Origin of the sequence: Nostoc sp. JL31, from assembly GCF_017114965.1 — a bacterium.
Classification (GTDB): Bacteria; Cyanobacteriota; Cyanobacteriia; order Cyanobacteriales; family Nostocaceae; genus Nostoc; species Nostoc punctiforme_A.
Window position 1 is genome coordinate 126,486 of record NZ_JABXKO010000022.1, and the last position, 26,541, is coordinate 153,026.

24 protein-coding genes are annotated in these 26,541 nt (G+C 39.9%); 10 read left to right on the forward strand and 14 right to left on the reverse strand.

What is annotated here, in order from left to right; genetic code table 11:
• Nucleotides 1-10: 10 nt before the first annotated feature.
• The 6 genes from HWQ43_RS04275 to HWQ43_RS04300 all read right to left on the reverse strand — a co-directional run bounded on the left by HWQ43_RS04275 (nucleotide 11) and on the right by HWQ43_RS04300 (nucleotide 6,965).
• Entirely contained in the window at nucleotides 11-1,483 is a 1,473-nt protein-coding gene (locus tag HWQ43_RS04275; RefSeq protein ID WP_292730611.1) for a TldD/PmbA family protein, read from the reverse strand.
• A gap of 418 nt (nucleotides 1,484-1,901) precedes the next feature.
• Nucleotides 1,902-2,726, reverse strand: coding sequence for a glycosyltransferase (locus HWQ43_RS04280; RefSeq protein ID WP_292730613.1), 825 nt, complete (start codon nucleotides 2,724-2,726; stop codon nucleotides 1,902-1,904).
• A gap of 45 nt (nucleotides 2,727-2,771) precedes the next feature.
• Nucleotides 2,772-4,076, reverse strand: coding sequence for an NAD(P)/FAD-dependent oxidoreductase (locus HWQ43_RS04285; protein ID WP_292730615.1), 1,305 nt, complete (start codon nucleotides 4,074-4,076; stop codon nucleotides 2,772-2,774).
• An 81-nt stretch (nucleotides 4,077-4,157) separates the two neighbouring features.
• Complete coding sequence (locus tag HWQ43_RS04290; RefSeq protein WP_292730617.1) at nucleotides 4,158-4,514, reverse strand: EamA family transporter; 357 nt, start codon at nucleotides 4,512-4,514, stop codon at nucleotides 4,158-4,160.
• Between the two features lie 22 nt (nucleotides 4,515-4,536).
• Complete coding sequence (locus tag HWQ43_RS04295; RefSeq protein ID WP_292730619.1) at nucleotides 4,537-4,833, reverse strand: EamA family transporter; 297 nt, start codon at nucleotides 4,831-4,833, stop codon at nucleotides 4,537-4,539.
• A 1,913-nt stretch (nucleotides 4,834-6,746) separates the two neighbouring features.
• A complete protein-coding gene (locus HWQ43_RS04300) occupies nucleotides 6,747-6,965 on the reverse strand; it encodes a hypothetical protein (RefSeq protein WP_292730621.1) in 219 nt (72 codons plus the stop codon).
• A gap of 536 nt (nucleotides 6,966-7,501) precedes the next feature.
• Here HWQ43_RS04300 and HWQ43_RS04305 point away from each other — a divergent pair.
• The 4 genes from HWQ43_RS04305 to HWQ43_RS04320 all read left to right on the forward strand — a co-directional run bounded on the left by HWQ43_RS04305 (nucleotide 7,502) and on the right by HWQ43_RS04320 (nucleotide 11,005).
• The gene (locus HWQ43_RS04305; protein ID WP_292730623.1) at nucleotides 7,502-9,661 is read left to right on the forward strand and encodes a Tex family protein; all 2,160 of its coding nucleotides are present in this window, start codon (nucleotides 7,502-7,504) and stop codon (nucleotides 9,659-9,661) included.
• A 13-nt stretch (nucleotides 9,662-9,674) separates the two neighbouring features.
• Nucleotides 9,675-10,016, forward strand: coding sequence for a 2Fe-2S iron-sulfur cluster-binding protein (locus tag HWQ43_RS04310; protein WP_292730625.1), 342 nt, complete (start codon nucleotides 9,675-9,677; stop codon nucleotides 10,014-10,016).
• Between the two features lie 272 nt (nucleotides 10,017-10,288).
• The gene (locus tag HWQ43_RS04315; protein WP_292730627.1) at nucleotides 10,289-10,684 is read left to right on the forward strand and encodes a phage holin family protein; all 396 of its coding nucleotides are present in this window, start codon (nucleotides 10,289-10,291) and stop codon (nucleotides 10,682-10,684) included.
• Nucleotides 10,685-10,813: 129 nt separating this feature from the next.
• Nucleotides 10,814-11,005: a YqaE/Pmp3 family membrane protein gene (locus HWQ43_RS04320; protein WP_094353212.1), complete on the forward strand. Its 192-nt coding sequence runs from the start codon at nucleotides 10,814-10,816 to the stop codon at nucleotides 11,003-11,005.
• Between the two features lie 418 nt (nucleotides 11,006-11,423).
• On the opposite strand, the gene HWQ43_RS04325 is transcribed toward HWQ43_RS04320, so the two are convergent.
• Nucleotides 11,424-12,161, reverse strand: a complete 738-nt coding sequence (locus tag HWQ43_RS04325; RefSeq protein ID WP_292730630.1) for a Ycf66 family protein — start codon at nucleotides 12,159-12,161, stop codon at nucleotides 11,424-11,426.
• A gap of 216 nt (nucleotides 12,162-12,377) precedes the next feature.
• Between HWQ43_RS04325 and gndA the strand changes: the two genes are divergently transcribed.
• Nucleotides 12,378-13,808, forward strand: a complete 1,431-nt coding sequence (gene gndA / locus HWQ43_RS04330; RefSeq protein WP_292730632.1) for an NADP-dependent phosphogluconate dehydrogenase — start codon at nucleotides 12,378-12,380, stop codon at nucleotides 13,806-13,808.
• A gap of 300 nt (nucleotides 13,809-14,108) precedes the next feature.
• Entirely contained in the window at nucleotides 14,109-14,657 is a 549-nt protein-coding gene (locus tag HWQ43_RS04335) for a hypothetical protein (protein ID WP_292730634.1), read from the forward strand.
• A 193-nt stretch (nucleotides 14,658-14,850) separates the two neighbouring features.
• Here HWQ43_RS04335 and HWQ43_RS04340 read toward each other — a convergent pair whose 3' ends face one another.
• Together HWQ43_RS04340 and cax are read right to left on the reverse strand one after the other, a co-directional pair.
• Nucleotides 14,851-15,990, reverse strand: coding sequence for a serine/threonine-protein kinase (locus tag HWQ43_RS04340; protein WP_292730637.1), 1,140 nt, complete (start codon nucleotides 15,988-15,990; stop codon nucleotides 14,851-14,853).
• A 238-nt stretch (nucleotides 15,991-16,228) separates the two neighbouring features.
• Entirely contained in the window at nucleotides 16,229-17,320 is a 1,092-nt protein-coding gene (gene cax / locus HWQ43_RS04345) for a calcium/proton exchanger (protein WP_292730638.1), read from the reverse strand.
• Nucleotides 17,321-17,850: 530 nt separating this feature from the next.
• On the opposite strand from cax, the gene HWQ43_RS04350 reads away from it, so the two are divergent.
• Nucleotides 17,851-20,592, forward strand: coding sequence for a DUF3536 domain-containing protein (locus tag HWQ43_RS04350; RefSeq protein WP_292730640.1), 2,742 nt, complete (start codon nucleotides 17,851-17,853; stop codon nucleotides 20,590-20,592).
• 272 nt (nucleotides 20,593-20,864) lie between these two features.
• Here the strand turns inward: HWQ43_RS04350 and HWQ43_RS04355 are convergent, their stop codons facing one another.
• The 5 genes from HWQ43_RS04355 to HWQ43_RS04375 form a co-directional block, all read right to left on the reverse strand.
• A complete protein-coding gene (locus HWQ43_RS04355; protein ID WP_292730642.1) occupies nucleotides 20,865-21,110 on the reverse strand; it encodes a hypothetical protein in 246 nt (81 codons plus the stop codon).
• Between the two features lie 35 nt (nucleotides 21,111-21,145).
• Nucleotides 21,146-21,391, reverse strand: coding sequence for an HNH endonuclease (locus HWQ43_RS04360; protein WP_292730645.1), 246 nt, complete (start codon nucleotides 21,389-21,391; stop codon nucleotides 21,146-21,148).
• A gap of 7 nt (nucleotides 21,392-21,398) precedes the next feature.
• Nucleotides 21,399-22,496: a Gfo/Idh/MocA family oxidoreductase gene (locus HWQ43_RS04365; RefSeq protein WP_292730647.1), complete on the reverse strand. Its 1,098-nt coding sequence runs from the start codon at nucleotides 22,494-22,496 to the stop codon at nucleotides 21,399-21,401.
• Between the two features lie 249 nt (nucleotides 22,497-22,745).
• Complete coding sequence (locus tag HWQ43_RS04370; protein WP_292730649.1) at nucleotides 22,746-22,964, reverse strand: hypothetical protein; 219 nt, start codon at nucleotides 22,962-22,964, stop codon at nucleotides 22,746-22,748.
• Nucleotides 22,965-22,966: 2 nt separating this feature from the next.
• Nucleotides 22,967-23,311, reverse strand: coding sequence for a hypothetical protein (locus HWQ43_RS04375; RefSeq protein ID WP_292730651.1), 345 nt, complete (start codon nucleotides 23,309-23,311; stop codon nucleotides 22,967-22,969).
• Between the two features lie 265 nt (nucleotides 23,312-23,576).
• On the opposite strand from HWQ43_RS04375, the gene HWQ43_RS04380 reads away from it, so the two are divergent.
• From HWQ43_RS04380 to HWQ43_RS04390, 3 genes are all read left to right on the forward strand, one after another.
• The gene (locus tag HWQ43_RS04380; RefSeq protein WP_292730653.1) at nucleotides 23,577-23,861 is read left to right on the forward strand and encodes a hypothetical protein; all 285 of its coding nucleotides are present in this window, start codon (nucleotides 23,577-23,579) and stop codon (nucleotides 23,859-23,861) included.
• A 1,076-nt stretch (nucleotides 23,862-24,937) separates the two neighbouring features.
• The gene (locus tag HWQ43_RS04385) at nucleotides 24,938-25,333 is read left to right on the forward strand and encodes a hypothetical protein (RefSeq protein WP_292730655.1); all 396 of its coding nucleotides are present in this window, start codon (nucleotides 24,938-24,940) and stop codon (nucleotides 25,331-25,333) included.
• A gap of 363 nt (nucleotides 25,334-25,696) precedes the next feature.
• The gene (locus HWQ43_RS04390) at nucleotides 25,697-26,446 is read left to right on the forward strand and encodes a hypothetical protein (RefSeq protein ID WP_292730657.1); all 750 of its coding nucleotides are present in this window, start codon (nucleotides 25,697-25,699) and stop codon (nucleotides 26,444-26,446) included.
• Nucleotides 26,447-26,541 lie beyond the last annotated feature (95 nt).

Genomic DNA, 26,541 nt, shown 5'->3' on the forward strand with positions numbered 1-26,541 from the left:
TCTAAAATTCTTATCGTCCCCCGACGGTAATAGAATCAACCTTGATATGAGGTTGTCCGACTGTGGTGTAAATACTGCCACTGACGGAACCACAAAAACCCGGTGCAATTTCCAAATCTTGAGAACACATGGAAATTTTATTCATGATTTCCTTGGCTTCACCGATGAGAATTGCTCCCTTTAGCGGTTTAGTGATTTTGCCATTTTCAATTAAATAAGCTTCATCAACACTAAAGTTAAATTGACCTGTAGCACCAACGCTACCACCACCCATCTTTTTACAGTAAATACCTTTATCAACAGAGGCAAATAATTCATCAATACTATATTCGCCAGAATCAATATAAGTATTACGCATCCGGCTAGCAGCGGCATAGGTATAATTTTGGCGGCGTCCACTTCCAGTTCTGGGGTGTCCGGTGCGTGTAGAACCTGTTCTATCTGCTAAGAAGTTTTTCAGAACGCCTTTTTCAATTAATAGGGTTCTTTGAGCAGGCATACCTTCGTCATCCATGTCAATTGTCCCGAAGGCATTTTCAGACCGCCCTTCATCCCAGGCTGTCAGACTTTCGTGGGCAATTTTTTCGCCTTTTTTGTCAGCAAAGGGAGTGGTATTGCGTTCTATTTGAGTGGTTTCTAGTAGGTGTCCGCAAGCTTCGTGGAAGATTACGCCGCCAAAGTGATTGGCCATAATGATAGGATAAGTACCAGATTCCACGTAATCTGCGTAAAGCATTTTTCCAGCCGATTCTGCTATTTTCTCGGCAGCTTGTTGAGAATCCCAAGTTCTCAAGAAGTTGGCATCGCTAGTATTACCCGCGCGAGCGCCAATTGAGCTACGATTAGCACCATCAGCACACAATAGGTTAAATCCGACTGATTGGGTGAGGCGAATATCACGGGCAAAAGTCCCATCACTAGCGGCGATTAAAACTTCTTGCCAATCCCGGAAATAAGTAGCACGGCGCGATTGGACGTGGCTAGCTTTTTGCTTCAGGTGGGCAGTACCATCAAGAAGGATTTCTCCCATTTCTCGGATGGAGCTACACACAGGTAGCCATGCATCTTTACCTCTTTTGGTGGCGTAATCTCTGAGTAATTCTAGGTTGATTTCTGGGATGAAAGCCTTAGCAGTGGGTAGTTGCAATCCCAAGATAGAAAGACCTTTTTCTAAGGCTGCTTTCAAACCGGAAAACGAAAGGTCATTGGTGCTAACGTAGCAGTCAGCTTTACCGCGAAATACTCTGACTCCCGCGCCTGTAGACAAACTGGGTGAAATACTCGTGATAGCGTCATCTTCTGCAAGAGAACTAATATAGTTGCGACGCTCTAAAAATAATTCGATGAAGTCAGCACCAGCGGCGCGTCCTAGCCCCAGAAGGGTAGCCAGTGGGGCTTCCCAGGTTTCATCGAAACGCTCTGGTGTGGAGGAATATTGGAGAGTGGGAAGTTGATTCGAAAGAAGTAGCGTACTTGTAAGCATGAGTAGCCTCGTCTGCTGGCGTAGTTCAGAGATTTGACTGAAAAATCCTGGTGTGTTCAGTCTAACAAATGAGCAAAAGCCACAGTTGCTAGAAAAGCGTGTGGATTTCCCTCCCCTTTTACAACGCTTTGGCAAATCCGCCCACAGACTAGAAATTTGGAGCTATTTGACGAAGAATTCAGAAGTCAGAATACAAAAGCGGAGCGAGGAAAGCTCCGCTAAGAGTATAAATGTACAATAAAATACACTTGCGCTTATGTATTTACCCAGCACTCTTCTCAACGAAAGGAGTTAGGAGTGGAACAGGATAAACTCACCTATGGCGAGAATATAGAAGCTTCTTGAGGACTAACTCATGTTAAATATGCAATATTGTTTGCTGATTAACTTAATTTAATCCAGACTGTTCTTCTCAGGCTTATTTACGATTCGCCATTTTCAGTGGAATTCTGAGTGTTTCTTGCTCTTTGAAAGCCTGACCTAAATTGGAATTTAGCTCTGTTGATGCTAGATTCTTAAACAAGAGCTTTAGCGTTCGAGTAATAGTTTTAAGAATTTTCATTTTGCTAGCAGTCGGCTTTTCATCGTATCTCAAAACCATTGGAATTTCTACGATTTTTGGTTTGAGGGCTTTTGCTTTCAGCAGTAAATCTATCATGCAAGCAAATCCACTTTCAGTGAATAAATTATCGCCATAATACATATCCAGTTTGGTAAGGAAAGTACGATTATACAGTCTGTAACCACAGGTGTAGTCTTTTACGCCTGGTACACGGGCTGCAATTCTGAAAAGCCAGCTGGCTCCGTAACTCATCAACTCTCTAAATTTTGATAAGCCTATGACTTTAGAACCTTTGCGATATCTAGATGCGATCGCAATATCATAACTACCAGCTATCATGGTGTCATACATCTTTATTAATAGTTCTGGTGGTTGAGTATTATCACAATCCATCGCCCCTAAAAAATCACCTTCTTGGGAAATTTCTAAGAAAGTCGTGAAACCTGTTTTAATTGCTTGACCTAAACCAGCATTTTTGGGATGTTGGACTAATTTTAGTAATATACCTAGTGATTGAGATTCATCTATTGCAGTCTGAGCAGTTTTATCGCTACTGCCATCATCGACAAGAATCAGTTCTATCTCTATATTAAAGATTTGCTGCAATATTTGAAACTTTTTGAACAAGGGTCGAATTGATTCTTGCTCGTTATATGCAGGTAAAAGAACAAAAAGACTCATAAAGACCTCGTGTGATTTTTAAAATAAAGTGTGATTACTCAAATTTCAAGAATTTAGTAATGCTGATTTTTTGAGAAATTCATCGACTTGTCGAACTACTGCGTTGTTGTTGACGCTATCGTTGACCAACTGTGAGGTATTGACGACGAAAAAATCATCGTTTTCAGTACTCACTTTTGGAACAAGGCTGGAATAATTTAAAACTTGTAGTGGCTGTACTTTAATCGCTCGATTAATATGTGCTGCTACAATGTCATCGGCTTTAAGTTCAGGGAACATTAAACGTATACCTTGGAAAAATATTGGGCGTAATTCGTCATCTGGTTGTTTTAACAACGGGTCAGTGGAAAGGATATATTTTGGTAGGAATGTAATGTGATACCCTGCTGTCTCTTGTAAAGAAACTAAGTTACTCATACCGATAACTCCGGTAAAAGGAATATTTTTATCGGCAATATTTACTACGTAATAAGGAACTAGAGGTTTACGAGTAATCAGTACCATGCAGATTACACCCAGGTATTCTACTGTTTCAGTAGTGTCTGAAACTTTCACCAGTCCCCTCGCAGCAACCTGTTGCAAGATATTAACTGGCCCAGTAAAGATGACTTTATCAAAATGCTCTTTTTTACCCTGAGATTCTACCCACATTCCACCCCCTGGATGAGGTGCAATATATTCAACTGCAACACCTTTGTGAATATGACCTCCAGCCGCGGAAATTAATTTTTCTATATGGTCAAAAACAGTTTTATAACCGCCTGAGACATAACCAAGTTGTTCTTTATTTAATGAAGAATCGCGCGCTGAAAATAGTCGTTTGATATAAGCCCAGATAAAAACTGCCGATATTCGCTTATAGTTTTCTCCTAGTTTGGATAAAAGTAAAGGTTTCCATAGTTTTTCGTATGTGTTTTGACCACCAAGTTTCAATAGCCAATCTTCAACTAAAATCTTCTCTAAGCGCCGCCAGTTATTAAGACGAGAACCATATAGGAGAGTAAAAGCTAATCTGATTTTACCTATAAGCCCAAATAGAGGAAAACGCAGGAATTCTATACTATTACTAATAGAATAAAATTTTTTATTATCGTAAAAGCCTGTTAAACTTCGATGCCAACGTAGTTTATCTCCAAGACCAATATCTCTGAGAAAATTTATTAAATGAGTATCAGAAGGTAGGATAACGTGATAAAAACGATCCCAGGTAAATAATCCATAATCATGATAAGTAGTAAGTCCACCAAGCTGCTTGTTACTATCAAAGACAGTCACTTTATGCCCTTGATGTGAAAGACGTTGAGCTAATACCAGCCCAGTGATGCCTCCGCCAACTATGCCTATATTCATAAATTAAATTTAGATTTTGTGAAAATGTTTTAGAGGATGATGTTCCGAAACTGTCAATATTAATAATCTGATGATAAAAGATTAATGTCCAACTAGAATGACGCCAGTTATAATAACGGAAATTCCTAACCACTGGCTAAAAACAACTTCTTCTTTTAAAAGATAGTGAGAAGCAATTGGTACAAATGCATACATTAATCCTAAAACTGGAAACGCTTGACTTAAAGGAATTGTCCGCAATACATAAAGCCACAATATAGTCATAAATGTATAGCAGATAAACCAAATCAAAAAATAACGAGATAATAAGAGATTTTTGAGAGATCCGCCTTCTCCTTTATTAGAGTTAGAGATGTAAAATCCATACTTGAGTGAAAGTTGAGCTGTTGTTCCAAACAAAACAACAAGCATTAAATTTATCCAAGTAAAAATACTCATTTTTAATCTTTGAAGTAATTAATTATCTAAAATTGAGCTTTTTTATGGGGTTAACTACTAAAAGAACACCCAAGAAGATAGTGATGACTCCTAATATTCGAGTTAATGTAATCAACTCATTAAAAAAGTAGTATGAACCGAAAAGTATCCCGACATAATTTAAACTTGTGAGTGGATATGCAATACTTAATTTTACAGATCGCAGAGCCAATATCCAATTTACTATACCTAAACAATAGACAGTAATAGCTAATGACAATTTTTGAAGAAAATCCCAAGCCCATACTCCCTCATTTGTATAAATCATGGCGTTTTTCATCAGTAATTGTCCGCTGATACTAAATAAAATACTTACAAATAAAATAATATAAGGGATTATTTTAAAGTTTGAATTTTGGGACATAGATTTCATAGTACTTTGCCTTAACTCAAGATGATAGGTATGAACTTGGCAGTAAAAAATCAGTTTTTTTAACGTTTAATATCTCAGCAATACCTTCTTTAAAAATCGACCTCCACTTCAGTAAATAGACAGCAAAATTAGCAAGACTATGCTGAAGTGACTGATATCAAAATAATCATTGAAGCTCATGCCCTAGAGTTCAAAACTAAATGCTATGTAATATTCAAGGTTGCTCTATCATGGCAGCGTTCAATATGATTCGGACTAAAGCACGCTTAATTTTTTACTGGGTTATACTCTCAAGTAAACCAGTTTATTGCTTGGCAATTGGCACAATCAATTTAGAGTTTGCCCAACTGTGAATTACAGATATTTTCTGCGCTACCCAGTTTTGCTCTAACGCTATTTTTAGTGCGATCGCGATAATCTAATAGTGGATGCAGAAATAGGGAAGGTTGAGAACTTTGTCACAAATTCTCTCTACATACACAAAGTTTGTAGTGTGCGTAGGTGTAGCCAGTCGTAGACATCGCTGATGCTGAACTCTGATTGCACCCACATATTCAACAGATGCACCTAAACCAAAATGGATTGCTAGAATTTTTGATTAACCCATTCATTAACTTTCATCAGTTGTATCCTGCTATAGAAATTTTTTAAAGATACTATTGATCTTCTCAAGTTATAAAACCTAGCTGGATTGATAAATATTCTCTATTTGCTCCAGAAAAGTTAATTAATATACTGACATATCATAAAATTTCTCCCGGTTCACAGACATATCTGTAATCTCGGCTGGCAATTAAGCCGATTTATAAAAGTAAAGGTTTTTACTCAAATTGAGTATGTATACGTGCTCTTTTTGGGTATGGGAACGCAATAAGTAATACAAGTTTAACTGGCGGCGTAAATCATAGAGAGGAGATAAATCAATCTACAGTAATACGCTTTACAGGTTTATGGGGAATTTTCCTGAATGTCCAAATGGAGCCTTTTTAACAAAACAACAAATGCAAACTAGCATTGGCTAATCAACTTTAAGTTGACGTTGGTTGCATTGAATTTGAGATATTTTTACACCATTTAGTATTAGGTTTGCCTGATTTCTCTTTGTAATTATAAATAGGCTTTTTTCTCCAAATTTATTGCTACATGTAATTACTTACTAGAATACCACGAGAAAGGTATGTTGCAAATTTATCGTTAGACTTTATCAAAAATTTATCTACTGACAAATACACTTAAACAAAAACTTCATAAAATAAAAATCCTCCTCTATTATGAATTTTTGTCTGGGAACTTTGTAAATTTATGAAGTAATTTCTGGGTATTAAACTTGTAGAAGTCAAAAGTTAGTATTAGACTCGATAAATGCAAAGCTAAGAGTTGACCAAAGGAAAATTTAAGCTTGAAAAACAGTACTTACACTGATAAGATCACACAAGTTTACACCAAATTACAGCCAGAATTTTAGATGAGAATCTAGAGTTTGAATTGTTTTCTATCTATCCACAAAAATCTCCATCTAAATTCACATATCTCGGACAGAGCTAGTAGTCCGCCAATTTTCCTTAGCTGGGTAGAGGTTTTTCTATTGTTTGGACTCATTATCCTCACAAAAGTCTGTTGGTAATTATGATTAACAATCCAAACTGAATCTGCCAAGATGCTAATACTAAATTTAAAATCAAGCTAATAGCTGCAAAGTATGCAATTTCATTAGTACTCTTTTTGAATAAGTAGGCAGTAGCCAAAACAGTATATAGTGGTATCAAGAAAAACAACGCTAAGTTTCCTTGGCTGGATAGAGGTTTCTCTAGGTTGTTTTCCTATTGTTTGGACTCATTATCCTGCAAAAGTCTGTTGGTAATGACGAAGACAATAATTAATAATCCAAACTGAATCTGCCAAGGTGCTAATACTAAACTTAAGATCAAGCTAATCGCTGCGAATACACCTGCAAGATATGCAATTTCATCACTACTCTTTTTGAACAAGTAGCCCGTAGCTAAAGCAGTACATAGTGGTATCAAGAAAAACAAAGGCATTTTACTAACCTCTGAACTAAAGGTTATAGTGTTTTTAGAACAAATTTTTTGGAAGTGTGGTTAATCTTACATCCAACAAGGTTTTGGCTACAACAGTCGAGCGAAATAAATATTATAGAAAATCAAGATTACGCAACGTTATATATTAAGCCAATTGGAATAATTATTGCGACAGATGAAGCGCCTAAAAGCTTGACAAGTCTTTTTTTGTGGTAGATGGTGTGCGTAGCAGGCTTTAAAATTAGGTGCGAAATGCTACGCAATTTCGCATAGTGTTTAGGAACAGACAATTTCTGTGGATGATGCTACTTTTGCCGTTCTCTCGACTCAGCCAAGCTGCGCTGTGATAGACAAATTCTCATTCATCTACGCGGATTGAAAGGGTTATAAAACTTGCGTAGGTGTGTTTTGTCTATTTCGCCAATTGTGCTCTTGTGAGCAATCATCTGGTAAATTAGCTTAAAACTTTGGCCTTGCGCCAGGATAAGGATCTAGCATATTACCTTTAGAAGTAGCATTTTCATTTTAGACATCTAATGCTGAACATTCCTCAAATACTGGCAACTGAAATAAACCTCAAATCCCATCAGGTGCAAAACGCGCTGGAACTTTTGGCGGAGGGTGCAACAATTCCCTTTATTGCACGTTACCGCAAAGAGCGCACCGATGAGATGAATGAAGTGCAACTACGTGAACTGGCTGATCGATATACTTATTTAACAGAACTAGAAGAACGAAAATCGGCGATTTTAAGTGCGATCGCCCAACAAGGTAAACTTACAGATGAACTCAAAGCCAAAATCTCATCCTGCTTACAAAAAACCGAACTTGAGGATTTATACTTACCCTATCGCCCAAAGCGCCGCACCCGCGCCACTATCGCCAGAGAAAAAGGACTCGAACCCCTTGCAGACTTCATCAAGTCGTTAAACATCAAAAATGCTGCAATTGTATCCTTGGAGGAAGAAGCGGCTAAGTATATTTCGGAAACGCAGGGAGTAAAAACAGCGGAAGAAGCGCTCAAAGGTGCTGCTGATATTTTGGCGGAAGAAGTAGCTGAAAAAGCTGAGTTACGTGCGTATATCCGCGACTATCTTTTAGAAGAAGGGGTATTTGTCTCCCGCATCAAAGATGATTATCCTGAAGGTACAACCAAATTTGAGATGTACCGTAACTATCAAATTAGGGTAAAAAATATTGCACCCCACAATATGCTGGCGTTGTGTCGGGGTGAAACGGAGAAAGTATTAAGCTTTGAAATTGCTTTCGATGAAGATACGGTACTTTACTATCTAGAGTCGAAAGAAATTAAAACCAAAGTACGGACAATTCGGGATTTTTATCAAGCAATGTTGAAGGATGCATTCAATCGTTTGATGAAAGTCTCTCTAATGGGAGAGGTTATTTCTGAGATAAAAGTTTATGCAGACATAGAATCAATCAAGACATTTGAAACTAATCTGCGGGAGTTGCTGCTGTCTGCACCAGCAGGGATGAAACCCACGCTGGCGATAGACCCTGGATTTAGAACTGGGTGTAAGGTTGCTGTCCTTGACCAAACTGGACAATTTTTGGAATATCAGGCGGTATTTCCCCACCAAGCGGCTGAACAGCGACTCAAAGCTGCACAAACTGTCAAAAATCTGATTGAAAAGTACAAAATTGAGTTAATCGCCATTGGTAACGGTACAGCGTCCCGCGAGACAGAGGAATTTGTCACGCAAGTACTACAAAATATAGAACGCAAACCAGTTAAGGTGATGGTGAATGAGTCTGGCGCATCTATATATTCTGCAAGTAAAGTGGCGTTAGAAGAGTTTCCCGATTTAGATATTACCGTGCGCGGCGCAATTAGTATCGGCCGCCGTTTGCAAGACCCTTTGGCGGAACTGGTGAAAATCGATCCCAAATCTATTGGTGTGGGACAATATCAGCACGATGTCGATCAGAAGTTGTTGAAAAAGAAATTGGATGACACTGTAGAAAGCTGCGTCAACTACGTCGGCGTAGACTTAAACACCGCCTCCAAAGAACTTCTGACATCCGTCTCTGGGATTACGGCAACAGTAGCCAATAATATTGTCGCTTATCGTAACCAGCATGGAGCCTTTAAAAATCGCCGACAACTGTTGAAAGTTCCGAAGTTGGGGCCAAAAGCTTTTGAACAAGCAGCGGGTTTTCTGCGGATTCGCGGCGGTGATAACCCTTTGGATAATACAGCAGTGCATCCAGAGAGTTATTCTGTAGTAGAAGTGATCGCATCCGATCTAAATGTGCCATTAAATCAGGTAACACAAATTGCCGAAAAGCTCAAAAAGACCAACCTGAAAAAATATGTTAACGATAGCGTCGGCGAACCCACACTGCGCGACATCCTCAGCGAACTAGAAAAACCAGGTAGAGATCCTCGTGCTGAGTTTAAGTATGCCACCTTCAGAGAAGGAATTAAGGAAATCAGGGACTTAAATGTGGGAATGGAACTAGAGGGAATTGTGACGAACGTCGCCAACTTCGGTGCGTTTGTCGATATCGGCGTACATCAAGATGGCTTGGTGCATATATCCCAACTTGCTGATAGATTTGTAGACGATCCCAACAAAATTGTCAAAGTTGGACAAGTAGTCAAAGTGCAGGTGTTAGAAATCAACGAGAAACTCAAACGGATTAGTTTATCGATGAAAGCAGTTAAACAATAATTAGAAACAGCAGATGGCAGTTTATCAAGTTCGATTTATCAATCCTACACTTGGATTAGATCGCACCATTCCAGTACCAGACGATCAATATATTCTCGATATGGCGGAAGATGCTGGTATCCGCCTACCATCTGGGTGTAAACAAGGCGAATGTTCTGCGTGTATTGCTAAACTTATTAATGGTCAAGTCGATCAAAGTGAGCAAAAATTTCTGCGCCCCAGCGAAATACAGGCTGGTTATGTTGTTACTTGTGTAACTTATCCTTTGTCTGATTGCACTTTAGAAACCCATCAAGAACAAGTCTTATATAAATCAGCCCTTTACTATAAGCCTGAGTCTGGAAAATCTGAGTGATTGCATACTAATCAGTTAAGAAAATTTCTAGGTTGGGTTAAAGGTAGTAAAACCCGACAAAATCGTGAAAATGTTGGGTTTCGTTCCTCAACCCAATCTACTCGGAGTGCTTTTTTAAGTAAAACCTACGCAGTATTGGAACCGCTATATTTTTCTCAATGATCGGCCTAACGATAGAACCAAATTCTATCTTGCAAGAGAGGTTAAAACCTAGCACATAGCTGAAGATGAGATAAGAAGTTACAAAAAATATTTAGTGATAGGTAAGAAAAATGTTAACACCATTATTAACCGCCCTAGCTACAGCTTTGAGCCTGTTGATTGTTGATTTAGTTGTTCCAGGCGTTAATATTGCTAACTTTCCCGCAGCTATGATTGCTGCTTTAGTAATTGGTCTAATTAACGGTTCAGTTAAACCAGTTTTGTCTGCTCTTTCTCTACCACTTAACTTTTTATCATTTGGAGCATTTTCGCTCGTCGTTAACGGTTTGTGTTTCTGGTTAGCAGCAGTCCTAGTTCCTGGGTTCGCAGTTCGCGGAATTATTGGTTTCCTTCTTGGGCCAGTGATTCTAACTTTTGCTAACACCTTCATTAACAACTACTTTGTTGAAAGAAACCTGTTAGCGAGCGGTGGCGAAAAAACCCAAGGTGAATTACCTTCTAGATAAGTATTATAAGGAGTAGAAAGACCAATTTTATTATGTCTCTACTCCAAATAAATATCCGAAGGTGGATTTCCTAATTCGGTATTTTCAGCAGAATGTAATTAAAGAAAATCACAAAAATACGGCAAAATCATGAAATTAGTTCGTTTTCTTCTAGGTTTGTTAGTGCCTCCTTTAGGCGTTTTCCTGACTGTTGGAGTTGGTCCAACTCTGTTTATTAACATCTTGCTTACAGTTCTAGGTTGGCTACCAGGTAGTATTCATGCAATTTGGGTTATTGCCAAGCATGATGAACAACTCAATAGAGAAGGAAATATTTACTAATACGCAAGATGAATTTTAGGGAATCTTAATTATGGTGCGTTACAGCTAAAGCCGTAACGTACCATTTTAGTTTCTACCAGAATTAAAAGTTATAAGACTTAACCCTCTAACCCCCTTCCCGAAGCAGGGCTGTTTCATTCCCTAAAAGGCCCTGATTTACAAGCGTTTCAAGCAAAAAAGTCAGGTAACTAAAAAATATGATTGGGCAAGAAAATCGCGATTGCACTGAGTTTTTGCTTGGACAAGAGATAGAAACGCCCCATTGATTTTAGGACACATGAATTTCTTTTTAGCGTTTGATGTGTGCTTCTATCGTTCTGAATTAGCGTTTGAAATTAGCCCTAAAATAGCCGGATGGAAATAGTGAAACCCAGCATTATATTAGGTTAACGTTGGGTTTCACAGCATTCAACCGCATTCAACCAGGTTGATTAGGCGGTATTTGCTCAGGTGGCGTTTCTGCTGGGGGAGCGAGTACCGCATCTGGAGCAATTTCTTCTATGGGAATCGGTTGCTTATCCTCAATTTCAAAATCTGGTTGCGCGGCTTCCACCAAGTCAGGAGATGGGGGATGTGGTGGAATCGCTTCTGGTACAATCTCAGTTTTTGCTTCGGTTTCGGTAGTAACTGTCTCCTTTGCTGGTGGTTCTGGTATGACAATAGTTTTGTCAATAATCTCAATAGCAGGTTTCTCTGACAGTACAGAAGTAATATCTTCAGGTTTGGGGGTTGTGGGTGTCTTTTTACTCACAGTCTGCTGCACCTTGTCTTTCGCGCCACTGAAGGTAGTACCAAGACCTTTTTGCAACTGGCCCAGCCGTTCCTGAAGGGACAACTTATTCACCTGTTCTTGAATGCCAGTTTTTACCGTCTCAGCACTGGGTACTTGGGTTTGTTGTGCCTGTGGGGTTAATTGCCGACGTAATGATAGAGTTTGCCAGCCAAACCAGACCAAAAGAGCCACACTAGCCACATGACCCAGCAACAAACCCCCAGTAATGCGTGGCGCAAACACCCATAAGACTAAAGCGTAGAATAATCCTACGCCACTCCAGATAAAGTCATTCTTGCGGTGGATTTCTGGGAAAAAGAAAGCTGCTATGTAAATGGCTAAACTACCAAGACCCACTACCAAAGCTAGGACAAATGCCAGCATTATTTGGTTACTCCTTACTGCGTCCTTTAATTATTTCAATTTTGCAAATTTTGCCAGTCAATTGTTGATTTAGATACAATTTAAAATTAATTATCCATGTTAGTTGTGGATTTTTGTCGTTTATATCAAGTCTTAAGGTCTTCTTTAGGAGAGAAGGGAAAATATCGGACTACCCTTAAAGTAAAAGGATCTGCAAGAGTTAGCCAGAAATTTTTTATGACACTACAAAGCTTTGGTGTGATTGGATTAGCCGTTATGGGTGAGAACATCGCTCTAAACGTAGAGCGCAATGGCTTCCCAATTGCAGTTTACAACCGCTCCCGAGAAAAAACGGATGCGTTTATGGCGCAGCGCGCGCCAGGACGGAACGTCAAAGCCGCCTTTACTCTAGAAGAATTCGTTGCCTTATTGGAACGTCCCCGCAAAATTCTAGTAATGGTGCAAGCTGGTAAGCCAGTGGATGCGGTAATTGCTCAACTCAAACCCTTGTTAGAGGAAGGCGATATCATTATCGACGGTGGCAACTCTTGGTTTGAAGATACGGAACGACGCACTCAGGAATTAGAACCCGCTGGGCTTCGGTATCTTGGTATGGGTGTCAGTGGCGGTGAAGAAGGAGCGCTAAATGGGCCTTCACTGATGCCTGGAGGTACAACAAGCTCTTACGAGTTTCTATCACCAATTTTCAACAAAATTGCTGCCCAAGTCGATGATGGCCCTTGTGTAACCTACATTGGCCCTGGTGGTTCTGGCCACTATGTCAAAATGGTACACAATGGTATTGAGTACGGCGATATGCAGCTAATTGCTGAAGCCTACGACTTGCTAAAAAATGTCGCTGGATTAGACCATAATCAGCTACATGAGGTGTTTGCTGAATGGAACACCACCGATGAACTCGATTCATTTTTAATTGAGATTACGAAGAATATCTTCCCATATCTTGACCCAGAAACAAATAAACCCCTAGTGGATTTGATTGTTGATGCAGCAGGTCAAAAGGGAACTGGACGCTGGACTGTGCAAACTGCATTGGAATTGGGAGTTGCTATTCCTACAATTACAGCAGCAGTTAATGCCCGGATTATATCTTCCATTAAAGAGGAGCGGGTTGCAGCATCTAAAGTCCTTACAGGCCCCAGTGGCAAGTATAACGGGCAAACCAAGGACTTTATCAACAAAGTCCGTGATGCTCTTTATTGTTCAAAAATCTGTTCTTATGCTCAAGGGATGGCATTGCTATCCACAGCTTCAAAAACATATAACTGGAATTTGGATCTGGGCGAAATGGCGCGGATTTGGAAAGGTGGTTGTATTATTCGCGCTCGCTTTTTGAATAAGATTAAGAAGGCTTTTAGCGAAAATCCAGCTTTGCCTAACTTGCTGTTAGCTCCCGAATTTAAGCAGACAATTCTCGACAGACAGACTGCTTGGCGGGAAGTGATTGCGACAGCCGCAACAGTAGGAATTCCAGTACCCGCATTTAGCGCATCCTTGGATTATTTTGACAGCTATCGCCGCGATCGCCTACCTCAAAATCTAACTCAAGCACAACGCGACTACTTTGGCGCACATACCTACCTGCGTCTTGACAAGCCCGGAAGTTTCCATACTGAATGGGTACCTATTGCTGAAGCTAAGAAGTAAATTTTCACACATCTACATCAGGATTCTGTGAAAAGTTAAAAAGTTTCAGAATACAGTTTTAAGGGTGGCTCTGAGTTTCAGAGTCACTTTCTTTTTAGGAAACTCCAAAAAATAAATTATCCAATTTTTGGAATCAAAACGACTTTTCCTCCACCAGCTAAGTTGTTAAATATTTATCTCCTGGTTGTAGTCTTTCCCTCGGTTTATACACTTCAAAGATCAGAGGTAATGTCATTCCAGATGAAACTGCATAGAATATATCGGTAAAGAATTTAAAGTTATTGGAGAGGGGACAAATTAATGGCCAGACTTGATTTGTGGGCTGAAATTATCCCTGGACTTTCCGCAGCAGGATTTAGTATTGGACAACATCTTTCATCAATACCTGATCTTAGTGAGCCTAATCTGGTTGTCAATCTCCAAGAAGAAAGAGAGAAGAGAGAAAAAGGATTGAAATCAATTAATATCAACGAAGCTTTATCTAAGTCGGATGGCTGGATATGTCAGAAAATCTGCTCAGATTCTGAGAAGTTAGATGGACATAAAGTTTTCTATTATAAAAATAGGGTTGTACTTCTTGAATTCAATTCAGATGATATTCTATTCGAGATTTTTGTGTTTGAGGGCTACCAAGGAAAATTTTTGGATAAATTTGAAATCGGCTTTAAGGTTTCGGATTTAAGCGAGTATGTTGAGCTTGAATATGATAGCGGGGATGAAATGCATTATCCTTCTGAATCATCGCATGTTAAAGGTATTGCCTTCTATGGTGCAGAAGAATCTTTAGAAGATAATCCTGAACAAAAAATCATGGGTTTTTGCGTACATAACTGGAGTTTACAGGTATAAATATGAGTGTAGGGTAAGCTCATGAAAGGAATTATCTGCTCGAACCGAGGGGTAATGCGACTATTTTGGAGATGTCTAATTAACAGTTTTCTCAGCATCATTAGTCAGACAGTAATAACAGGGGCTAATTAATCTAGAGGACGATTAATTATGTAGAAACGCAAAATATAGCGTTTATTTTACCAGATAAATTTTAAGGATTGTTATTACCAAGATACTTAGCTTTTAACTCTTCTAATTCTTCATCTATTTTGCTTTTACTCGTTGGCTGAGGTGTGGGGTTTGGTGGCTGTATTTTATTTGGTTGAGGTTTGTTGTTACCCATAAATTGGGTTTTCATTTCTTCTAATTCTTTCTCAAGTTGACTAGGAGATTTCGATACAAAAGCAGGTGAATAATTTGGTGGTGATTGAGGGATAGGTTTTGGTGCAATCGCTGGCTTTGATGCTACTGGCAAGTATTTATTTAAGTCTCTGAGAACTTCATCTACTGTTTGATAACGCCGAATTGGGATACTTTCTAGCATCTTGTTGAGAATGCGACTCAACTCATTACTTACGGGAGTTTGCAAGTATTGCTGCCATACCCAAGTATCGTTGTTGATATCATAAGAATCGAAAGGCGATCGCACTGTTAATAAATTAATACAAGTCGCACCCAAACTGTAAATATCACTGGCAAAAATAGCCCTACCTCTCATTTGTTCAGGGGCAACATATTCTGGACTACCAATACTAGTACCAGTTTTATTTAAGGCAGCACCAGTGGTAGATTTAGCAGCACCAAAATCTACTAATACTAGTTTGCGATCGCTCTCGCGTAAAATAATATTTTCTGGCTTAATATCGCGGTGAATTACTTGTCTAGCATGACAAAATTGCAATACTGGTAATAAATCATTTAATAATTGCCAGATTTCTATTTCACTAAAAGCGCCTCTATGTGCTACTTCCTGGGCTAAGTTTTGCCCGTCGATAAATTCTTGTACAAGATACTGCCGAGCTTCTTGGGTAAAATATGCCAGTAGTTCGGGAATTTGGGGATGTTTACCCAATTCATCTAACTGCACCGCTTCTTGATTAAATAACTCTACGGCTTTTGCCAGCGTGTTAGTGCCTTGAGATTGAGGATAAAATTGCTTAATTACGCAGCGTGGTTTTGAGGGTTTATCCTCATCCACAGCTAAGAAAGTTTTGCCAAAACCACCTTGTCCGATTGGTTTGATAGCACGATAACGTTCTTTGAGGAGTAATTTTGCACCGCAAGTCACGCAAAAATTGACGTGATTGGGATTTTCCGGTTTGGGACAATGGGGATTAAGGCAGTAGCTCATACAGGCGATCGCTCTTATATCTCTTTATTTTACTGGCGTTAAGGGTGGGGACTTCCGCCAATCCATTAAACTGCGATGTCTACGCCAGGCTACGCCTACGCACTACTAACTCACTAGTACAGCACGGCGGAAATCAAGCTGCCATTTTAAACAAGCAAAAGCCTTGATATACAAAACTTTTGACTTTTAACTTTTGACTTTTGACTTCCCCAAAGGGGCTGACTTCCGCCTTGCGGTACTACCCCATACCTTCCATAACTGGATGGAAGTAGAAGGCGAATCCCAATACTGTATAAGCAGCTAATAACAAAGTACCTTCCAGCCAATTGGACTTACCATCGGAACTAATACTGTTGGCAATCAACACTGACACAACTACAGCTACTAATTCAAAGGGTTTGAAATCCAAATCCATTGGTTTACCCAATATCCGCCCTGCTATCACCAACACAGGTGCAACAAATAGGGCAATCTGCATACTCGATCCCACAGCTACCGAAAGGGAAAGATCCATCTTATCTTTCATCGCCACGGTGACTGCTGTGGCGTGTTCAGCCGCGTTACCGACGATGGGAACCAAAATTACCCCTGTAAACAGCGCCGTTAAACCTAGTTGAGATGTGGCCACTTCCAGAGAATCTACTAGCATTTCTGACTCAAGTGCCACTAGCAAGGTACATACTAGCAAGACACCAACCCACAACATCATATTTGGTTTCGCGTGAGGGGTTTCCTCTTCTTCTGTCTCCGCTACACCCACATCATATAGATAGGAGTGGGTTTTCATCGAAAATAGCAGCGTTAGGGCATAAACCAGGATTAACACTACAGCAACAGCAATAGAAAGATTTTGCACTGTTTCTTCGTTAATTCCTTGAGAGGTATAATTCATCGCCGTTGGCATCAAAATGGCAATCACTGCCAAATTCATCGAAGCAGCATTCACCCGCGCCACAATTGGCTGAAATGTCTGTTCTTTGTAGCGCAGTCCTCCCAAAAGCATGGAAAAACCCATCACCAGTAGTAAGTTGCTAATAATCGATCCCGTGATACTAGCTTTGACTACATCTATTAACCCAGCGTTTAGCGCTACTAGGGCGATGATTAGTTCTGTAGCATTACCAAAGGTGGCGTTTAACAAGCCCCCCAGTGATGGCCCGACTACGACAGCAATTTCTTCTGTGGCTGTACCCATCCAAGCTGCTAAGGGCAGAATTGCTAATCCAGCTGTAATGAAAACTATCAATTCTCCCCATTCCAGAAAGTGAGCTGCTACAGAAACCGGGATAAACAGTAGTAAAGCGAAAAGAATAATGTTTTTGGTTGACATTTGTTGTCTTAAGTTGAGGGTATCATTCACAGCGAGCAATCCTAAGTTTCAAATTTGGAGTGTTGAATTAACAATCACTTTCACTCAGCACTCCGATATGGTACTCTCAACCGCCTGTAGAACAATTCAGAGATTGTACTGTTTTCCGTTCACTGCTGCCGATGTTGTGTAAAGCAAAATTGCGATATGATCAGTTCTTGTAATCTTTTGTTGCAAAAGTATGAATTTTAGCCAAAATATTACATCAAAAATGGGGTTTAATTATTAAAAGACAATTAAAATTTTGATTGACGCTAAAGAAGAGAAAACCCCTAACTGAGGCTTTGTTCAATGGCTAATTACTTTAAGCCTTCAGGGAAAGGGCTGTGCGATAACGCAGATTTCCCACTACAATAAAACAGCTTTGTCAAAATTTAGTTGGATCTCATAGTTGTTGTTTATACCGGATTTTGTGTTCAAACTATTGTAGTAAGGTTTACACACAATGTTTTCGGTGCAACTGCAAGTTTTTTGTTTTGGATTAAATATACATGACTTCTGCTGCTGAAATGCCAGCTAGCTCTGGCTCAACGTTAACATTACATTCAGATCCCAATAACACCAAAGAAACCGATCCCCTGAGAAAGGCTAATGGTGTTTATGTGACGGTGCATGGTCATTTTTACCAGCCACCAAGGGAAAACCCTTATCTGGACGCAATTGAACGCCAACCGAGCGCTGCACCTTTCCATGATTGGAATGAGCGGATTCATTGGGAATGCTATCGTCCAAACGCCTTTGCCAGAGTCTTAAATGACCAAGGTGAAGTGGTGGGGATCGTCAACAATTATGAGTATTTCAGTTTTAATATCGGGCCGACGCTGATGTCGTGGCTAGAACGCTACGATGTGGAAGTTTATCAGCGAATTTTAGAGGCGGATGCTAAGAGTAGCCAACGCTTGCATGGTCACGGTAATGCGATCGCGCAAGTATACAATCACATCATCATGCCTCTGGCGAATGAGCGCGACAAATATACTCAAATTCGCTGGGGTAAAGAAGACTTCCGCTCCCGCTTTGGGCGCGATCCCGAAGGGATGTGGCTAGCAGAAACTGCTGTAGACTACGCCACGTTAGAAGCTCTTGTTGCTGAGGGTATTCGCTTCATTATCCTTGCACCATCTCAAGCATTGCGTTGCCGTCCCCTCCCCACTCCAGATCATCCCCATCCTGAATGGATCGAAGTCGGCGGTAGTCAGATTGATTCTACCCGTCCCTATCGTTGTTATTTGAAGCCCACACTCGACACTTCATCTTCACCTCTGAGTGCGATAAGCTACGCCCCGCCGGAGGCGATCGCTACTAGCCCCAACGATGGTAGAAAAGAAGAATTACCCTACATTGATATCTTCTTCTACGATGGCCCGATATCGCGGGACATGGGTTTTAGTGATGTGGTTTATAACTCCAGTCACTTTGCCGGACGTATCGGTTCGGCAGTGCGTGGGGATCATCGTCTGGCACAGTTAATCTCTGTGGCGACGGATGGGGAAACCTTTGGACATCACAAGAAGGGAACAGAGAAAACTTTAGCCTATGCCTTTACTAAAGAGTTTCCTCAACAAGGTTGGACAGTAACGAACTTCGCCCACTACCTGAGCTTAAATTCTCCCGGCTGGGAAGTGGAATTAAAGTCAGTCACAGCCTGGAGTTGCGCCCACGGTGTCGGCAGATGGGAGGATGACTGTGGTTGCGGTGGGGAAGGTAGTGTTTGGCATCAGAAATGGCGTCGTCCCCTACGGGATGCCCTAAATTGGCTACGGGATCAGCTAACTGAGGTGTATGCAGAACATGGTAGACAGTTATTTCGCGATCCCTGGTTAGCACGGGATGAATATATCCAAGTATTGCGCGATCGCTCTGCTACCAATGTCAACCGTTTTCTCGCCCGTCATCAAACCCACAAACTAACCGCAGCCGAACAAGTAGACGCTTTGCGCCTGTTAGAAATGCAGCGTCACGCTTTGTTGATGTTCACTAGTTGCGGTTGGTTTTTTGAAGAAATTTCCCGTCCAGAGGGGACGCAAATTCTGCGCTACGCTGCCCGTGCTTTGGAATTGGCCGGGGATGTGGCTGGTGTGCAGTTGGAAAAAGGCTTCGTCAAGCGTCTTGGTTTAGCCCCCAGTAATGTGGATCAGTTCAAACACGGTGCAGAAATTTATCGACAACTCGTGTTAACTGCCCAGCTTGGCTTTAAGCAAGTAGCAGCCCATTACGCCATTACTTCCCTATTTAGCAATCAGAAACCAGCAGAGGCGCACAATTCCCTACCCAGAAAAGATGCTGCTGACAAACAGTCTCAGCGTTACCATAAGCGGGTTTACTGCTACGCAGCCAATGAGTTAGATTACCAAATGCAACGGATGGGATCGCTAACTCTGGCTGTGGGAAATTTAAAGCTGGTATCAGAGATTACTTGGGAAAGTGAACATTTGGTCTTTGCAGTTCTGCATTTGGGAGGCTGGGATTTCCACTGTGGCATTCAACAATTTACTGGGAGACGTAACTACAGCCAATTAAAAGAAAAGCTGTTTGGGGCACTAAAACAAGCTAGTGCGGCTCATACTATCTTGGCGATGACACAGCTATTTGGCGAAGAAGCTTTCAGCTTACAAAATCTATTTGCTGAAGAACGCCACCGGATTATGCGGCTGCTTAGTGAGGAAACACTGACACGTTTAGGACAGTTGTATACTCAAGCGTACCGTGATAATTATGGGGTGCTGATGGCGTTTCATCGAGATGAAATCGCAGTACCGCAAGAATTGCAGGTAGCAGCAGATATTGCTTTAGGGCATCGCTGTTTGATGACATTGCGATCGCTTGAGCAAGATATCGCCGATCCCCAAAAGAGTTGGAATCACATCTTAGAATTGGAGGCGATCGCAACTGAAGCAAAACATCTGCGTTGTCGGCTGAATATTCCTGACGGTAAGCAGATGTTAGAACAGTTAATTGCGCGATCGCTCTGGCAATTGTTGCACGATGCCAATGGTAGTTTTAATGCAGATATCCAACTATTGGAGCGATTGATTGATGTCGGGGATCAACTAAATATTGATATTTCCCTACAGCGATCGCAAGAATTATATTTTAGTTGTCTGCACAGTCAGATAGCGCCAGTGTGTATTACTAGCGTTGGCAATGAAGGAGATAATCAGTGTCTTCAGTTGCTCAAGTTGGGCAAAAAATTAGCCGTTGATGTCAGTTCTATCTCAAATCAGTTGGGATAGATTTAGGAACTCACAGCGCAACATTAGTATCAACTTAAGTCAAAACCTTGTTCCCAGCTAAATACTGGGAACGAGGTCAATTTTTGGATAAAAACTTCACACAAAGAAAAGGGGATAATTATCCCCTTTCCTTTTGGTAGTGAATTTCAAGAAAAGTGTTGTACACAACGATTCATCTCAAGTCCAGGTAATGCACCCTGTTTTACTACTGTTAGCGCAGCGGGGCGTAGCCCATTCTGACTTCTGAATTTTGAATTATGCTGTAATTTTCTTTACTTCACGTGAGAGCGATCACAATGGTAGGGATAAAGCCACTCACACCTAAAGAGTCCAAATGTATGTTTCTCAAAAAAGGTTCCTGCATGGCGGCTACGTGATATATTGATCCCAGCTTTAGTTTTAACCTCATATAGCCAGGGAAAGGCTATTACTAAAACAGTCATAAAGGTGAAGAGGTAAAGAATTGTAGTTTTAATATTGGGGAATCTTCGGGAATTGCTATTGTGATTTTGAGGCATAGAAATAAGAAACGAATAGCCCACATGATTGTAGCCTAAAGCTGAAAATATCGCCGGAAACGGGGGTCAATATTATCTGTTTTTTGCTGATTGCAGGTAAGACAGAGAGTTTGGAGATTGCTGATATCATTTTGACCACCACGGGCCAGGGGAATGATATGGTCAATGCTGAGGTGAGTTTCTGTAGTAGTTTTACCGCAGCTTTGGCATTGATATTTGTCACGTTCAAAAACATATTTCTTGACTTCCAGGGGGATACGAATACGGGGAGTTTTGCTCATTTTCTCTCTAGTTGCTAAGAAACTCTTCCAAACTGGGTACGTCTAACCAACTTGCTTTTGTATGAGATTCATGAGATAAATCCATCAACAACTGAGAATAAATTCCTTCCCGTAGTGATGGGGTAATTTCCTGATTGCGTTCAATTCCCTGCACCCATTGGTCTACTACGCGGATAAATGCCGAAATGCGGCCATCAGCATAATTTTTGGGAAAAATTAACCGATTCGGTATTTCTATTTCCGTTAGAGGTTTACCTGGCTGGGAACCCCAAACACGAAAACCATGTATATAATCTTTTTGATTTTCACTGCCCACAATTAATGTACCGCGATCGCCATATACTTCTACCCAATGGGTTCTTGCTGCATGAACAACCGCACTGATAGAAAGTTGGCAAGGTGTACCATTCGCTAATTCCAAGGTTAATATACAGTTATCATCTGTATTCACTGCCTTAGATTCTCCACTAATCGGGTCAACTCGTGTAGGAATAGCAGTACTCAAATAGGCGTTTAATCTACGCACTGGCCCGAATAACCAGTGAATATAATCGAAGGCGTGAGAACCCAAAGATCCCAATGCACCGCCTCCTTTATCTTTATCAGAATACCAATTCCAAGGACGTGAGGTATCAGCACGAGAAGAACCTAACCAATCAATTTTAATTAGGCGTAACTCACCTACATAGTTTTCTGACAATAATTTTGCAAACAACTGCCATGCTGGTACAAAGCGAAATTCAAAATCTACAGTCGCAATGACGCTTTTTGCTTTAGCTAACTGATAAAGTTCTTTCGCCTCAACTGCATTTAAAGTGGTCGGCTTTTCTAGTAATAAATGTTTGCCAGCTTGTAATACGGTTTTTGCCATTTCATAGTGCAAAAAGGGCGGTGTAGAGATGCTGACTGCTTGCACTTCTGGTAAGGCGACAATATCTGTAAGTGAGTCGCAAGCGTGGCGGATATTATGGGATTCTGCTATGGCTTTGGCTTTATTGATATCTCGGTGATAAACAGCAACTACCTCAGTGCGAGGATGTGCTTGGAATCCAGGGATGTGGACTTTTTGACCAAATCCAGTGCCTGCGATCGCAATTCCAACCATATCATTTTTGCTCCCATTAATTACTTAGTTAAACCCTAATAATTCCACCTCAAAAAAGCATAGCTTTTTATGTGCAAGTGGATTTACCAGATAATTTTCTATTGTAATCATCTTAAGACTTACGCAAACAATAGCGGAAAAGAATGATTTTATTGTAAGAGCAATTTTGGTAAATTTGCAAGATAAAATCTCAATGACATCGATAACGGAAATCCGATGTTTGAGAGCATAATTTTTTAGTTGTATGATTTATTCTTCTAATAGTTTTTGATCTAATTCAAATTTATTTGCTTGGTCTAATCCCTTAGATACTTCCTCGATTACTAGCTGAATGTCAGCCAAAACTAGATTATTACTTGTCGAGTAATATCTTGATTTGACCAATCTTTTTAATTCCGGTGAATCTTGTACAGAGTCCAGAATATTAGAAACACCGTTCAAAAATGTCACAAGTTCTGAAATATTCATAATCAACCACTCTCCAGTGCTGTATATTTATGATTCAAAATCTCAGTTACTCGCAAAGGCAAATAATGTAACTTTAGATATTGAATTTCTTCTAAATATTTGATATTAGACTCCAAAATTTGTTTACCGTTCAAAGGGTCGTCATCCGATACATAAGCTTTCAAGGCAGGAATATAATCAGCACCTAATGTTAAATAACGAACAAGAGTTATTGCTGGTATCTTTAATTTCCCAGCAACAATCGTTCGGGTATATTCAAGCTCATCAAGTGAATCGTTAGCGGTCGTGCCTTGGTCAGTAGCTAATATTGTCTCTATTAGTAGTAAGTCAAACTGTGGACAAGACAAGGAACGGACAAGAAACCGACAGTCTTAGACATGTAGAAGACGCGTCCAAGTAGCTACAAGAAAAGTTACTATCCTCTGTCTAATCTTGTAGCGTATACCGGTCTGGTCAGATGTTGTATATTTGTCCACCTCTTTAATATACCAATGTTATATAGGTTTAACATTAGTATATCAAAAAGTTAGTATACGTAATTTACATCACCAGTATCAAACAACCATACCAGTATCAAACAAGTGTAATATAGAAAAAATAAAAAAGTAAAAAATGGCTAAATTAAATGTCGGATCAGTAAATTTATCAGATTTTGATAAAGATTGGTTTTTGGTAGCCTCAAAGCTAATGGAGCGATCTGTAAGGGCTAATTTAGCCTCAATAACTTCATTCTACATAAGAAGAAATATCGGAGCGTTTAAAGAGCTACTAGCCTACAAAGCTAAAAAACACGGAATTTCAGAAGATGAATGCTTTGAAATACTACTCAATAACGGTGAATTCCCTCTCCCAATTGCTGGCTTTTTAGAAGCATCTCCAGAAATAAATGAAGAGTAAGTGGGGATAAATATGGGGATGACTGGGGACGACTCACACTAATTGGGGATGTGTTGGGGGGAAAGTATTTATACTTAGCTAAGACTTACCCAACTGGCACACTAAGATCGCCCTATGATAGTACTAAATATTACTTTGTCTTCGTTCTGAAAGCTTTGTATTGGGAATATAAATGGCATGAGTGAAGCAGTAAGTAGTCAGACAAAATTAATTACACAATGTCATTGCGAATGGAGCGTACTCCTACGGAGAAGCAAGCTACGCGGTAGCGTCTCCAAGAGTTGCGCAATAAAGCAATCACAATGACTGTAAATATTTTTGTCTGACCACTTATTGAAATATTTATGAGAAAATAAGTATCTTATAAATATCTAACTGTATTAAATAGAACTTATTCACGGTAAGGAGATTTACTATACTTAATTACTGTCAATACTTGCTAAGTAGCCAAATCAATATTTGATTTACGAAAAAATTCAGTACAACTCAAAGAGGCTTCTTGACTGTCGCTTATTGCCTATAGCCTCTTGCTCTTGCCTCCTACGGATTGCTATATTTCCCAGACTATGAATTTTCCTGGCAGTATCAACAAAATAACTGCCTTTGTCTCCTCCTGCTGTTTCATACCCCACTCCTTACTCCCGTTCGACTACGCTTACGGCAAGCCTACTCCACATTCTCCATCTAATTCGTGGTCTAAACACCTGAAAACTGCTGTAACATTGCAAGATTACTCATCAACATTGTAATGTTCCTCATCAACATTGCAATATTCTTCATCAAGATTGCGATGTTCTTCATAAACATTGAAATGTTTCTCATCAACATTGTAATGTTCCTCATCAACATTGTAATGTTCTTCATCAACATTGTAATGTTCTTCATCAACATTGCAATGTTTCTCATCAAGATTAAAGCAATTGCAAAGAAAAATAGGTAAAAACTGAAAACCAAGAAAAATTACTCAAATTGGTTGAGATTTTTTTAACAAATATAATTATCACTAATTTTACTGAACCAAAAAACAGCTTTAGTAAGGCAAAGTAGCTTTATAAACCTCTCTAAGGAATATATTGATGTCTCGTAAAAAACGTACATCCCGTGTTCTCGAAAAAGCTGAGTTGAGATCCGCTGGACTCAAAGCAATTGATTCAAATATGAGTTTTGGTGATAATTGCGATTTGCAAAGCTTAAGTCAAGCAATTGAGCAGCTAAGAACTATGCTTGATGCTTATAACACTGCTTTAACTGTAATTGATTCTTCTAAAACTAAAATTGATGCAATGGAAAAGGCCCTAAGTAATCTTACAGACAAGATGGTAAGAGGGGTTGCTTTTAAATATGGCAAAGATAGCAGCGAATATGAAATGGCAGGTGGGATTCGCGATAGTGAACGGGTTCGCAAAAGCAGATTGAGCCGCCTGAAAGCTGCTGCTGGAGAAGCATCAGTTGAAAATCCTAAAACTACCTAATACAGCCCGGATAAAAGCATAAGACAGAGAGCAATAAATCTTCTTGCAAGGGCTGTGGGGAACGAACACAGGCGACTTTACTGATTAAAATTATTTTCTAAAATACTGCAATTGTTTATGACATATCATAACCTATTGCATTTTTTTATATTTACTAATGCTCTCTGATAAACAACAATTATATACAGCTATTATCATGCATCATCATGCATATTAGAACGGGGATTTTGTAGCTCTGCTTAACTTTTTGGAGCGCTGAGAGTCTTGCTATATAGTATTTTCAACCTTTTTGCTTGTATAAATACTGATTAGAGTTTATAGTGATACGGTGTTTTCCGTTCCTTGTCTCGGCAGATTCATAACATGATTTATTCTGGCAAATTACACAAGTATTTTGCGGGCATTTCTTTGTCTGTAATTTTAGTAAGTGACTTAGTTATCACACAAAAAACTGCTCCAGTTTTAGCCGAAACCATAAATACATCGATCGGCGATTCTGTGACATTCAGTTGCAATGATAGTGAAGCGACAATCGCAGCTAAAAATGGCCCCAAAGTAGTTAATGGAACAGCAAGAATTTACATTGGTTATCAGCAACTCTCAAATAACAAAAACCCTGTAACTATCCGCTTTAATAATGGCATAAAAGCATGGTGTCGTAATGATTACGAGACAACAAATGACGATGGTACAGGTTACGGATTGTATTGGAATGGAAGTGATGTTTTATATGGCATTTACTCTTCCACAGGCAGTCAGACAGGTAATGATTTTCGCCGTTTTGCTAGTGGTCGATGGTTGCCTAGCTATGGCAATGGAGGCGGGCCAAAAGCCGCAGTTATAGCCCGGATTAATCCAGATAATGGCCAGGTTGATTATGCCACATTTTTCTCTTCTAAAAAGTCAGATAATGGACAAACTAACTCTTTACTTGTCAATTATCTATCATGGAATGGCACAAATTTGACTGTGAAAGCAACGTCATGGTGGACTCCCCGTAACACCTATACAAATTCCATGTATTGCTCTGGTTCATCACCTTATCAATATACAGCTGCATTTACAGGCGATTTAAGAACGATGACCTCAGCTTCAGCCAGTACTTGTAGGTAAAAGGGAAAAATTCAGCTATCAAATTGAGGAAACATATTGTTTCCTGTTGTTTAAGAATTGACAAAAAATCTGGCGAATCTAATTCGTAGCCTTAG

Bases quoted from the DNA above. Each gene is read 5' to 3' on its own strand.
- HWQ43_RS04275 (WP_292730611.1), bottom strand. From the start codon at position 1,483: ATGCTTACAAGTACGCTACTTCTTTCGAATCAACTTCCCACTCTCCAA.
- HWQ43_RS04280 (WP_292730613.1), bottom strand. From the start codon at position 2,726: ATGAGTCTTTTTGTTCTTTTACCTGCATATAACGAGCAAGAATCAATT.
- HWQ43_RS04285 (WP_292730615.1), bottom strand. From the start codon at position 4,076: ATGAATATAGGCATAGTTGGCGGAGGCATCACTGGGCTGGTATTAGCT.
- HWQ43_RS04290 (WP_292730617.1), bottom strand. From the start codon at position 4,514: ATGAGTATTTTTACTTGGATAAATTTAATGCTTGTTGTTTTGTTTGGA.
- HWQ43_RS04295 (WP_292730619.1), bottom strand. From the start codon at position 4,833: ATGAAAAACGCCATGATTTATACAAATGAGGGAGTATGGGCTTGGGAT.
- HWQ43_RS04300 (WP_292730621.1), bottom strand. From the start codon at position 6,965: ATGCCTTTGTTTTTCTTGATACCACTATGTACTGCTTTAGCTACGGGC.
- HWQ43_RS04305 (WP_292730623.1), top strand. From the start codon at position 7,502: ATGCTGAACATTCCTCAAATACTGGCAACTGAAATAAACCTCAAATCC.
- HWQ43_RS04310 (WP_292730625.1), top strand. From the start codon at position 9,675: ATGGCAGTTTATCAAGTTCGATTTATCAATCCTACACTTGGATTAGAT.
- HWQ43_RS04315 (WP_292730627.1), top strand. From the start codon at position 10,289: ATGTTAACACCATTATTAACCGCCCTAGCTACAGCTTTGAGCCTGTTG.
- HWQ43_RS04320 (WP_094353212.1), top strand. From the start codon at position 10,814: ATGAAATTAGTTCGTTTTCTTCTAGGTTTGTTAGTGCCTCCTTTAGGC.
- HWQ43_RS04325 (WP_292730630.1), bottom strand. From the start codon at position 12,161: ATGCTGGCATTTGTCCTAGCTTTGGTAGTGGGTCTTGGTAGTTTAGCC.
- gndA (WP_292730632.1), top strand. From the start codon at position 12,378: ATGACACTACAAAGCTTTGGTGTGATTGGATTAGCCGTTATGGGTGAG.
- HWQ43_RS04335 (WP_292730634.1), top strand. From the start codon at position 14,109: ATGGCCAGACTTGATTTGTGGGCTGAAATTATCCCTGGACTTTCCGCA.
- HWQ43_RS04340 (WP_292730637.1), bottom strand. From the start codon at position 15,990: ATGAGCTACTGCCTTAATCCCCATTGTCCCAAACCGGAAAATCCCAAT.
- cax (WP_292730638.1), bottom strand. From the start codon at position 17,320: ATGTCAACCAAAAACATTATTCTTTTCGCTTTACTACTGTTTATCCCG.
- HWQ43_RS04350 (WP_292730640.1), top strand. From the start codon at position 17,851: ATGACTTCTGCTGCTGAAATGCCAGCTAGCTCTGGCTCAACGTTAACA.
- HWQ43_RS04355 (WP_292730642.1), bottom strand. From the start codon at position 21,110: ATGCCTCAAAATCACAATAGCAATTCCCGAAGATTCCCCAATATTAAA.
- HWQ43_RS04360 (WP_292730645.1), bottom strand. From the start codon at position 21,391: ATGAGCAAAACTCCCCGTATTCGTATCCCCCTGGAAGTCAAGAAATAT.
- HWQ43_RS04365 (WP_292730647.1), bottom strand. From the start codon at position 22,496: ATGGTTGGAATTGCGATCGCAGGCACTGGATTTGGTCAAAAAGTCCAC.
- HWQ43_RS04370 (WP_292730649.1), bottom strand. From the start codon at position 22,964: ATGAATATTTCAGAACTTGTGACATTTTTGAACGGTGTTTCTAATATT.
- HWQ43_RS04380 (WP_292730653.1), top strand. From the start codon at position 23,577: ATGGCTAAATTAAATGTCGGATCAGTAAATTTATCAGATTTTGATAAA.
- HWQ43_RS04385 (WP_292730655.1), top strand. From the start codon at position 24,938: ATGTCTCGTAAAAAACGTACATCCCGTGTTCTCGAAAAAGCTGAGTTG.
- HWQ43_RS04390 (WP_292730657.1), top strand. From the start codon at position 25,697: ATGATTTATTCTGGCAAATTACACAAGTATTTTGCGGGCATTTCTTTG.